The sequence below is a fragment of the Ensifer sp. genome, from assembly GCF_035999135.1.
In the GTDB taxonomy this organism is placed as follows: Bacteria; Pseudomonadota; Alphaproteobacteria; order Rhizobiales; family Rhizobiaceae; genus Ensifer.
Genome location: NZ_DASYGZ010000243.1, coordinates 39,369 through 49,876 on the forward strand (window position 1 = coordinate 39,369; position 10,508 = coordinate 49,876).

The 10,508-nt window shown below is 63.0% G+C and carries 8 protein-coding genes and 1 tRNA gene; 6 read left to right on the forward strand and 3 right to left on the reverse strand.

The window, feature by feature from the left end; all coding sequences use genetic code 11:
* The first annotated feature begins 249 nt into the window (after positions 1 to 249).
* The 4 genes from VGO12_RS32155 (at position 250) to VGO12_RS32170 (ending at position 4,930) form a co-directional block, all read left to right on the forward strand.
* Positions 250 to 1,602: a DUF3300 domain-containing protein gene (locus VGO12_RS32155; RefSeq protein ID WP_327516795.1), complete on the forward strand. Its 1,353-nt coding sequence runs from the start codon at positions 250 to 252 to the stop codon at positions 1,600 to 1,602.
* 20 nt (positions 1,603 to 1,622) lie between these two features.
* Positions 1,623 to 2,567 (forward strand): DUF2950 domain-containing protein, encoded by a 945-nt coding sequence (locus VGO12_RS32160; RefSeq protein ID WP_327516796.1) that lies wholly within the window; start codon positions 1,623 to 1,625, stop codon positions 2,565 to 2,567.
* A gap of 4 nt (positions 2,568 to 2,571) precedes the next feature.
* The gene (locus VGO12_RS32165; protein ID WP_327516797.1) at positions 2,572 to 3,804 is read left to right on the forward strand and encodes a hypothetical protein; all 1,233 of its coding nucleotides are present in this window, start codon (positions 2,572 to 2,574) and stop codon (positions 3,802 to 3,804) included.
* 385 nt (positions 3,805 to 4,189) lie between these two features.
* Positions 4,190 to 4,930, forward strand: a complete 741-nt coding sequence (locus tag VGO12_RS32170) for a hypothetical protein (protein WP_327516798.1) — start codon at positions 4,190 to 4,192, stop codon at positions 4,928 to 4,930.
* A gap of 84 nt (positions 4,931 to 5,014) precedes the next feature.
* Here VGO12_RS32170 and VGO12_RS32175 read toward each other — a convergent pair.
* Both VGO12_RS32175 and VGO12_RS32180 read right to left on the reverse strand, forming a co-directional pair.
* Positions 5,015 to 5,090: transfer RNA gene (locus tag VGO12_RS32175), tRNA-Thr, on the reverse strand.
* A gap of 76 nt (positions 5,091 to 5,166) precedes the next feature.
* Positions 5,167 to 6,177, reverse strand: coding sequence for a nitronate monooxygenase family protein (locus tag VGO12_RS32180; protein WP_327516799.1), 1,011 nt, complete (start codon positions 6,175 to 6,177; stop codon positions 5,167 to 5,169).
* A gap of 343 nt (positions 6,178 to 6,520) precedes the next feature.
* On the opposite strand from VGO12_RS32180, the gene VGO12_RS32185 reads away from it, so the two are divergent.
* Positions 6,521 to 7,735 carry a biotin transporter BioY gene (locus tag VGO12_RS32185; protein ID WP_327516800.1) on the forward strand — a complete coding sequence of 405 codons (1,215 nt, stop codon included), beginning with the start codon at positions 6,521 to 6,523 and terminating at the stop codon, positions 7,733 to 7,735.
* An 88-nt stretch (positions 7,736 to 7,823) separates the two neighbouring features.
* On the opposite strand, the gene ppk2 is transcribed toward VGO12_RS32185, so the two are convergent.
* Positions 7,824 to 8,720 (reverse strand): polyphosphate kinase 2, encoded by an 897-nt coding sequence (ppk2, locus tag VGO12_RS32190; protein WP_327516801.1) that lies wholly within the window; start codon positions 8,718 to 8,720, stop codon positions 7,824 to 7,826.
* Positions 8,721 to 8,952: 232 nt separating this feature from the next.
* Between ppk2 and phoR the strand changes: the two genes are divergently transcribed.
* A complete protein-coding gene (gene phoR / locus VGO12_RS32195; protein WP_327516802.1) occupies positions 8,953 to 10,218 on the forward strand; it encodes a phosphate regulon sensor histidine kinase PhoR in 1,266 nt (421 codons plus the stop codon).
* Positions 10,219 to 10,508 lie beyond the last annotated feature (290 nt).

Genomic DNA, 10,508 nt, shown 5'->3' on the forward strand with positions numbered 1-10,508 from the left:
CGATCCTGCTTGCTCCCTGTACGCCTGTCACATTTGCCTGCACTAGCGAAACGCGCTGGTCGGTCGCCTTGGCGAGGACGTCGTTTCCGTCGCAGAAGGAAACGACCGGCTTTTCTCGTCTGGCGGATGTTTGCGGATCAGGGCAAAGGGCAACGATTTGCAAGCGCTTTTGTTCTGAGCGTGCGATTTTCGATTGCATTTGTATTTCCTTATGCAAACTCTACGCGGCAGCAGACCAGAGGAGTGACTATGTTCAATCGACCTCGTTCCTATGCGCCCACCTTGGCGTTGCTTGCCATTCTCGGCGGTTCGGTCGTGACGACCGCTGCCGTCGCCCAGGAGCAGGCGGGCACGCAGGCGCCGGCCGACGACGCCCCCCAGCCGCTCAGCGAAGACGAACTCGAAGTGCTGGTTGCGCGCATCGCGCTTTATCCCGACGAACTCGTGGCACTGGTGACATCCGCATCGCTCTATCCGCTGCAGATCGTCGAGGCCCAGCGTTTCCTCGAAGACAGGAAGACGAAGACGGACCTGAAGCCGAAGGACAGCTGGGACGGCAGTATCGTCTCGCTCCTGAACTATCCCGAGATCGTCAAGATGATGAGCGACGACCTCGACTGGACCCAGTCGCTGGGTGATGCGCTCGCCTACCAGCAGAAGGACGTCCTGATCGCCATCCAGCAATTGCGCGACAAGGCCGTCGCCGATGGCGTGATCAAGTCGGACGACAAGGTGGTCGTCAAACAGGAGAACGACAACGTCGTGATCCAGGCTGCGAACCCGGAAAAGATTTACGTCCCGCAGTACGAGCCGCAGATGCTCTATGATCCGGGCTACCAGCCGGCGCCGATCGCCTATTATCCCGAGCCCTATCCAAGCTATTACTATCCGACAGCGACCTTCTTTGCTGGCGTCGTCACCGGCGCAGCCTTTGCCGCCGTCGTCGACTGGGACGATTGGGGTGTCTGGGGCGGACGCTGGAACGGCAACGACATCGACATCGACTGCAACAATTGCTTCAACAACATCAACGGCAAGGTGAAGTTCAACGATGTCGACTGGAAGAATGTCGACCGCAGCAAAATCAGCTTCGACAAGAACCAGTTCAATAAGATCGACCGCACCTCGATGGAGAAGGATTTCAGGTCGGTCAAGGGCAACAATCTTTCCAACCGGGCGAAAACCGTGCGCACCGATCAGATCGGTTCAGCCACAAGCCGCCGGGCCGCAAGCCGGGTCTCGGTCGACGACGTGCGCAAGAGCAAGGTCGACGCCCGCCAGCGCGAAAACATCGGGCGCGGCGACGCGGCGAACCTCGGCGATCGCAAGCCGGGCAACCAGATCAAGCAGAGGCCGGCAGGCGACAAGATCGGCAATGCCAGGCCCGCGGGCACGATCGACCGCCCTGTCGCCAAACCGAAGCCGGGCGGAAAGATCGAGCGGGGTGGTGGCGGCAAGCCCTCGGCGCTCGGCCAGGTGCAAAGCGGCCGGGTGACCAAGGTGCAATCGGACCGTGGCCGGCAGGCGCTTGGCGGTGGACACCGGGGTGGCGGCCAGCCGCACCGCGAGATCCATCGCGGCGGTGGCGGCCGGCATCGATAGGAAGAAGGAGGAGAACGACAATGATCAAGATCGTACGCAATCTGCTCCTGTCCTCAATCGCGGCAACGGCTTTGGCTGGAGGCACACCTGCGCTCGCGCAAGAGGCGCCAACGGGGCTTTCCGACTACGCGGCTGCCAGCGATCCGCCGGTCTTCGAGACCGCGGATCAGGCGGTGGAGGCTTTCAAGGCGGCGGTTTCTTCCGGTGATTTCGACAAGCTCGCGGCCCTCGTGGGGCTCGATGCCGCCAAGGCCAAGGCCAGTGACGGCGCCATGGACGCCTTTGCAGACATCCAGGCGGGCGCCAAGAAGAAGGTGGTGGTCGAGGACGTCGAGAACCGCAAGGTGCTGGAGATCGGCGACGTGCTCTGGCCGTTCCCGTTCCCGATCGCCAAGGGCGACGACGGCAAGTGGTCCTTCGACACCTATACCGGCCTCGAGGAAATCGCCAATCGGCTGGTCGGGCGCAACGAACTCGACACGATCGCAACCGTGCGCGCCTATGTCGAGGCGCAGGAAGAGTATGCGCTCGAGGATCACGACGGTGACGGCGTTCTCGAATACGCGCAGAAGCTGATCAGCAGCGAAGGCAAGAAGGACGGGCTCTACTGGCCAGCGGGCGACGGCGAGGATGAGAGCCCGGCCGGCGAGGCGCTCGCCGATGGCGCCGTGCTTGCCAAGGCCCAGGCCGGCAAGGGCTATTTCGGCTATCGCTACCGGGTGCTGACGAACCAGGGCGACAACATCGCCGGCGGCAAGTTCGACTACATCATCAACGGCAACATGATTGCCGGGTTCGCGCTGGTCGCCTGGCCAGTGCGTTATGGGGCGACGGGCGTGCACACCTTCGTCGTCAATCGCAACGGGACTGTCTACCAGGCCGATCTCGGCGACAAGACCGAGAGCGTCGCCCAAGGGATCCGGCAGTTCAACCCGAACGACAATTGGCAGGTCGTGGAGGATTGACGCCATGAGTGCAGCGGTCCCCGGAGACAATCTGCCCGGCAGCCAGCCTGCCGGGGACCCCGCGGCGACGCGGCAAGGCAAGATCGCCGAGTATCTAGCTTCGCATGGGGGGCCGTTCTTCGAGCTTCAGGCGCGGCTCAAGCTCCTGCGCGCGAACGCCCTGCAGTCGGGCAAGCGAGCGCTGCTTTTCGTTGCGCTTGCCTGGGGCGTTCCCTTCCTGCTCGGTCTGCCCGACAGCCTGTCGCTGGACCACGCCCAACGTTCCTTCCTGACCGACCCGGGCGTGTGGGCGAAATTCTTCATCGCGATCGCCGCCTTCGTGCTGGCCGAGCAACAGGTCGAGCGTGGCTTGCGCATCAAGCTCGGGCAGTTTTCCCGTGCGCCTCTGATCGCGCCGACCTCGATGCCGGCGGCCGCCCAGGCGATATCCACGGCGCTGAAACGGCGCGACTCCCGGCTCGCCGAATTGGTCTGCCTCGGCCTTGCGGCGCTGGCCGCGCTGCTGTCGTTCCTCAATTTTCACACGTCGGACGTTTCCTTCTGGGCTGTGCAGCATACGGCCGAGGGCAACCGGATTACCGCGGCCGGATGGTGGTCGATCTGCGTCAGTCTGCCGTTCTTCGTCTTCCTGTTCCTGCGCGGCGTCTGGCGGCACCTGGTCTGGGCGCAGCTGTTGCGAAGGATCGCCGATCTGGAACTGCGCCTCGTTGCGGCTCATCCCGATGGCAAGGGCGGGCTTGGGTTCCTGTCGCAATATCCGAACGCCTACATGTTCTTCGTCTTCGGCATGAGTGCCGCGATCGCCGCCGCCGTCATGAAGCACCTCCTGCAGGAGACGCTGTCGATGACGACCTTCAGCATGATCATGAGCGGGTGGCTGGCGATCGTCATTGCCTTCTTCGCCTATCCCCTGTCGGCCTTCTCCAAGCCGCTGGCAAAGCTGAAGGAAAGCGGTCTGTTGATGCTCGGAGTGCAGGCGACCCGCTTCCAGCGCGCCGCCGAACGCAAGGTGCTCGGCCGCAATGTGGCGGCCGATCCCGGCCCTGAAGCGGACGAGGAGATCGCCGACCCAGGCAAGCTGTTCGATGCGACCAAGAAACTTTCGACCATGCTCATCAGCCGCGACGCCGTCGTGCCCGTCGCCGCCGCCGCCCTCATCCCGTTCGCCGTCGCCGGGGCAACGAGGCTGCCCTACAAGGAAGTGTTCTCGGTGCTGAAGAAGCTGCTGTTGTTGTGAGAGCGCACCCGCGGGTCTGCGCGTTCAGCGCTCGGATTTGGCGGATGCGGACGACCAGTCGACTGATATCCAAGCAAAAACCCCGCCGAAGCGGGGTCTTCCTTAGCTCTGTCTCATCATGAAGATCATGATGAGAACAGCAATGATGCTGGATATGTCAGCATAAAAGCCGACCATTCCCACGACATCCATGCGCCGCGTTCCCTCTACCATCTCGCGCTGGCAGGGTCCGCGTTCCAGACGTCAACATGACCATTTGCGTGGGTTCCGTTCTCTCCAACTAGCGTCGCTCCATTGGAATCTATGTGGGTGTGACGCCTGAGGTCGTCAACGGCCCAAACGGAATTCGTTGCAATTTCCAGGCCGGCGCGCTGCGGGAACCGTCTTGACCTCAACCGGGGTTGAGATCGTAGGAAATGACCCGACAACCAATTCGCTTCGCGACGGGAACGGGTTCATGCGCATCACCAGATTGAGGTTGCTTGCATCGGATGTCTCAAGGAGCGTCTCCTTCTTTCGAGACGTCCTCGAACTGCCGGCAGCCGGGAACTCCATCCAGGTCGGGTGGAGCGAGATCCAACTGATGCCGGCGGTCGAGGACGTACCTTGCGGCGTGCATCTGGCGTTCAATGTTCCCTACGTGCGCTTCGACGCAGCGGTCGCATGGTTGAAGGCGCGCGCGCCTCTCCAGAGGGATACGCAAGATAACGATTGCTTCGTTCATGAGGGTTGGCAGTCAAGGTCGGTCTACTTCGACGGCCCCGACAATGCCGTGCTGGAATTGATCGGCCGCCGCAGGCTTGAGCATCCGTCAGGCGCGCGACCGTTCGGCGGCGCTGACCTCTCCTGTCTCAGCGAGGTCGGCGTTCCATCGAGCGATGTCGAGGGCACGGTCGCCGAGGCGGCCTGGACGATCGGTGTCGGAACGATCGGGTCGGCATCCTCCAGCTTTGCTGCGATCGGGGACGACGAGGGCGTGCTGATCGCGGTTGATCCGAGCCGCACATGGTTTCCCCAACACCGTCAACTACCAAGCGCTCGGGGGCTGGAGATCTGGGTGAGCGGCGCGAAATCGCCCGGAACCATGTCTGACGCCGATCACGGCTGGAAAGTCCGCGCGAGATAGGGTGCCGTATCCGGATGTTGTCCGACGATAAGCAGACGGCATGCCCGGTGGCCGGCGGACTTGTATTGATTTTCTCAGGAAGAATGGTGCCGCTTACGTGACTCGAACACGTGACCCCATCATTACGAATGATGTGCTCTACCGACTGAGCTAAAGCGGCCCGGAGGCGGTTCCGCGGACGTCCGCGGAACGAATGTGAGGCGCTGATAAACGCAAAGCGCTCAGATTTCAAGCCATCAGTTGCGAGAACTTGAAAATTCCTTGTTGGTAGCCTGAGCGGGGGCGGAATGCAGGCCCAGGCGGGTGCGGGCGGCGTCGTATTCGCGCTCGAGCCGGTCGACGAGGCGGGCGACGGAGGTCACTTCCTTGACGGCGCCGATGCCCTGGCCGCAGCCCCAGATGTCCTTCCAGGCCTTGGCGCCCTCGGTCGCCTGGGCGAAATCCATCTTCGACGGATCCGCCTCCGGCAGGTTCTCAACGTCCATGCCGGCGGCAGTGATCGAGGGCTTCAGGTAGTTGCCGTGAATGCCGGTGAAATAGTTGGAGTAGACGATGTCGGCGGCGTTGCTGTCGACGATCATCTGCTTGTAGGCGTCGCTGGCGCGGGCTTCGTCGGTGGCGATGAAGGGCGAGCCGATATAGGCCATATCAGCGCCCATTGCTTGCGCAGCCAGGATCGCGCCGCCGGTGGCGATCGCACCGGACAAAAGCAGCGGCCCGTCGAACCACGAGCGGATTTCCTGGATGAGCGCAAAGGGAGACAGCGTTCCTGCGTGGCCGCCGGCGCCGGCCGCAACCGCGATCAGCCCGTCGGCGCCCTTGCGGATCGCCGAGTTGGCGTGGCGGTTGTTGATGACGTCATGCAGGACGATGCCGCCATAGGAGTGGATGGCGGCGTTGACTTCGGGCACGGCGCCGAGCGAGGAGATGACGACCGGAACCTTGTACTTGACGCAGAGCATCAGGTCCTGCTCGAGCCGCGCGTTGGACTTGTGCACGATCTGGTTGACGGCGAAGGGGGCCGCGCGCCGGCCCGGATTCTTCGCGTCGTGGTCGGCAAGCGTCTCGGTGATCTCGGCCAGCCACTCGTCGAGCTGCGCTTGCGGGCGGGCGTTGAGCGCGGGAAAGGCGCCGATGACGCCGGCCTTGCACTGCGCGATCGTCAGCTGCGGGTTGGAGATAATGAACAGCGGCGCGCCGACAACCGGCAGTCTCGTCGTTCCGGAAAGAATTGGCGGCAGTGCCATCGGCTTCTCCATCCCTCGATCAATCGCGTCAATTTTTGACGTTTGCGTAAACGTCAAAACAGATAGCAGCAACTTGTTCGCTTGCAAAGGGCGGTCTTGCTGCCTCCATCGCCGCCCTTTTTCCATTCAGACGCGGCAGGAGGCGGCGTTTTCCCCGGCCTTGGCATGCGCGGGCTTTCGCCGGACTTGCGGATTTGGGCAGCAGCGGTTACGCAATTGTTAACAAAACCAAAGGCGTGCCTCCAGAATTAACCGTTGGGCCCCTTGCCGACAGTTCGAGGAGTACCGATCGGACGCGGCGCGCCAGCAGGTCCAAAGCCCTGCCGACACAGAAGGACGTGATGTGAGCGGACTTGAGACTGCGATCAGAAATGCGCTTGAGCGCTCCGATCGCGCCAACGCGGAAACGCGGGCGCGTATCTACCAATCCGCCCGCCAGGCGCTCGAAGCGGGATTGCAGAAGCAGGGGATCGAGGATGTCAACGTCATCGCCCAGCAGCGCCATCGGCTCGAAGCCGTCATCCACGCGATCGAGACGGAGGAACGGGCGGCGCTGAAGCCACGGCAGGCGGTGCCGCCGGTCGTGAGTGTCGATGACGCCATGCGCGCACGCACACCAGTGCAGCCGCGTGTCGAGCCGCAGGTCCAACCCCGATCTCAGCCGCAGCAGCAGCTGCAGCCGCAGCCTCAACCGCAGCCCGCGACCGCTCGCCGCGACCCGGGCTTTGCGGCCGATACGCCGCGCGCCGTCGGCGCGGATGGCGGTCTCGGCGGCCTGCGCGCCGATCGCGAGGGGCCGGTCGTGTCCACACGGGCGGCTGTCGAAAGTGCAGCAAAGAGCGCGGAAGCGGCCGTCGCTGCGCCCGAAGTGCGCGCCGACACGGGTCGCAAGCGCCGCCGCAAGCGCAGCCGGTTCCTGTCCTTTACCATGGTCGTCGTCACGCTGGCGGCAGGGGTAGGGGCGGCGGCCTGGTGGGTGCAGACCAACGATCTCCTGAAATCGGCGGCCGAGCGCGACACCAATGTCTCCAATCCGCCGGCATCGGTTGCCTCGGAAGATTTTGATGGTTCCGCCGGATTGCGCACGCTCGGCGCCCAGCAAGGCTTCACGGGCGACTGGGTGGAAGTCTTCACGCCGGCCAGCACGGCCTCGGTGGCGACCGGGACGAGCGCGAAGGCCGAACCCCTCGACGACGAAGGCGGCCGGCGCATCCAGCTGACGTCTTCGGCCGCCGGTGCGGAAGGAGACATCACCATCGAGATTCCGGCAGCGGTTCTGGCGCAACTGTCGGGGAAAACCTCGACCCTGGCGCTGACCGTTCAGGCGCAGCCGGGCAAGACCACGGAATTCGCGGTCGAGTGCAATTTCTCGTCTCTCGGCGAATGCGGCCGTCACCGTTTCACCGTGCATGACGAACGGCTGGACATGCTGTTCAAGATCACCTTCGACCGGAGCCTCGCGCCAAGTTCGCCCGGCCAGATCGTCATCAACAGCGACATCAGTGGCGAAGGCAAGAGCCTCAGCCTCTACGCCATCCGCGTTCTGCCGGGCCAATGAGCCGGGCACGGCGGTAGGGTTGCGTTCACGCGGGCTGGAAGACTTGCCCGCCAACCGGCGGTCGCGTCCGAAGCAATAGCCTCTGCGACTACTTCAGGAAACCCGGCCCGGAGCCGACGATCTTGTCGTCGATCTCGCCGATCGCGCCCTTGTCCTTTCCGTCGTAATCAAGCGACGAGAGGATGTGGCGGATCAGGTTGATGCGCGCACGCCGCTTGTCGTTGCCGCGCACCACCGTCCACGGCGCGTGATCGGTGTGGGTCGCCTTCAGCATCTCGTCGCGCTTGGCCGTGTAGTCGTCCCACTTGTTGAGCGCGGCGATGTCCATCGGTGACAGCTTCCAGATCTTCAACGGATCGTGGCGGCGGTCGTGAAAGCGCTTCAGCTGCATCTCGCGTCCGATATTGATCCAGAATTTGAAGAACTGGATCCCCTCGTGCACGATCATCTTCTCGAAGCGCGGCGTCTGTTTGAGAAACTGCTTGTGTTGATCGGGGGTGCAGAAGCCCATGACCGGCTCGACGCCGGCGCGGTTGTACCAGGAGCGGTCGAAGAGCACGAATTCGCCGGCCGTCGGCATGGTCGCGACATAGCGCTGGAAATACCATTGGCCGTGCTCGGTTTCGGTCGGCTTGGTCAGCGCAACCACGCGCGCCCAGCGGGGGTTGAGGTTGCCCATGGTCGCATGGATGGCGCCGCCCTTGCCGGCGGCGTCACGGCCCTCAAACAGCGCCATCATGCGCTTGCCGGTCTTCTGCTGCCACATCTGGACCTTGACCAGTTCGACCTGTAGCGCTTCCAGCGTCTCGGTGTACTCTTCCTCGTCGAGTTTCTTCTTGTAGGGGTAGTCGTCGGACGAAAAAGCCTCGTCGTCGATCCACTTCGGCAACTCGGGATTGTCGATGTCGAAGGTGCGGCTCTTGCCGTCGATCGTCAGTTCCACCCCGCGGCTCTCGGTGTTTTCCGTCGTGTCCGCTGACGCCATGTGCTCGCCCCTCCGGCTTGGCGCACGGGGTCCGAAAACCGGCTTCGATCGTCGGAGGATCCTGCGCGTTTTCAAACTTTCGGGCCGGTTTTGCCCCGCAGAACGAGGGGTGTCCGGGCTCCGATTTCTTTGGAAGAGGCCACAATTGCATTGCGGATTCAAGCCGGTCGTGAAAATCATGTCATGAAGGATCGCTATTTCTCGACCATTTTGGTTCGGGAGGAAGTTGAAAGTGATTCACGAGGATGTCGAGGTGGACGGTTCGAAGGCGTTCTGGCGGGACCTGGTGCCGCGGCTGAAAGCAGAACGCTGGTTGCTGGGCCTCACGCTGCTCCTGGCGGTCCTTGCGACCGTCGCCGGCATTCATTTTCTCATCGTCCTGCCCTTCTGGATCGTTCTGGTTGCAGCCCTGCTCAATCGCACCGCGCCGGCCTCGGTCATCCTGAACCCGGCCAGCACCGTGGTTGCCGCGGGGCCGGTGAGCGACCCGCTTGTGCCGGCGTTGAACGCGCTCGACATGCCTGTCATCGTGATTGCCGCCGACGAGACTGTGGTCTTCCAGAATGTGGCTGCGGAAAAGGCATTCGGGACCATTCCGCCCAACACCTACCTGGCGGCAAGGGTGCGATCTCCCGGCATTCTCGACATGGTCCGTGAGACCATGGCGACGGGAAAGGCCAACCAGATCGAGCATACGGAGCGCCTGCCATCGGACGCCGTCTATGTGGTGCGCGTGGCGCCGGCCGAGATCGGCGGCGAGGGCGCGGCGCGGCGGATCTTCCTGATCACCTATCGCGATATCTCGCAGGCCCGCCGCATCGACCGCATGCGCTCGGATTTCGTCGCCAACGCCAGCCATGAACTGCGCACGCCGCTTGCTTCGCTGCGCGGTTTCATCGAGACCCTCCAGGGACCGGCGCGCAACGACCTGAAGGCGCAGGAGAAATTCTTCGTCATTATGCATGAGCAGGCGACCCGCATGAGCCGGCTCGTGGACGACCTCCTGTCGCTGTCGCGACTGGAGTTGCGGTCGCACATCGCGCCGGACGACGCGATCGACCTGGTGCCGCTGCTTGGTCACGTGCGAGATAGCTTGCTGCCGCTCGCCAGGGATCTCGATGTCACGGTCTCGCTCATGGTGCCGGACAAGCCCGTTGTCGTGCAGGGGGATCGCGACGAGCTGATCGAGGTGTTCGAGAACCTCATCGAGAACGCCTGCAAATATGGCCAGGAAGGCAAGAAGGTGGATGTCACCTTGCGTGGCGGCGAGGGGACGGAAGCCGAAGTGATCGTCAGAGACTTCGGTCCGGGCATACCGGCGGAACACGTGCCGCGCATCACCGAGCGGTTCTACCGGGTCAACGTCGAGGCCAGTCGTTCCAAGAAGGGGACCGGCCTCGGCCTTGCGATCGTCAAGCACATCCTCACCCGGCACCGGGCCCGCCTCCTCATCCATTCCGAGGTGGGCAAAGGTACGACCTTTACGGTGCGGTTTTGACATATTGGCGCCGGAAAAGCCGGGAGCGTTCATTTTCTCTTAGCATTTTCAATGACATGAGCTGTCATAAATGTTTCGTCAAACTGACATAAAAGGTGTGGCCATCGGCGGCTAACTAGGGGCAGCCGATGAGACGGCGAAGAGCGCTACAACGCTTGGCGCACACCAACACAAGCCCATTCCGGGAGAACTTTTATGAAAGCTCTTAAACTCACTGTCGCGGCTCTCGTCGCGTCCGTCGCTTTTGCTGGCGCCGCCGCCGCTCGCGACCAGGTTCAGGTCGCAGGCTC

Coding starts and splice junctions, on each gene's coding strand:
- ppk2 (WP_327516801.1), bottom strand. CDS start 8,720: ATGGCGTCAGCGGACACGACGGAAAACACCGAGAGCCGCGGGGTGGAA.
- VGO12_RS32155 (WP_327516795.1), top strand. CDS start 250: ATGTTCAATCGACCTCGTTCCTATGCGCCCACCTTGGCGTTGCTTGCC.
- VGO12_RS32160 (WP_327516796.1), top strand. CDS start 1,623: ATGATCAAGATCGTACGCAATCTGCTCCTGTCCTCAATCGCGGCAACG.
- VGO12_RS32165 (WP_327516797.1), top strand. CDS start 2,572: ATGAGTGCAGCGGTCCCCGGAGACAATCTGCCCGGCAGCCAGCCTGCC.
- VGO12_RS32180 (WP_327516799.1), bottom strand. CDS start 6,177: ATGGCACTGCCGCCAATTCTTTCCGGAACGACGAGACTGCCGGTTGTC.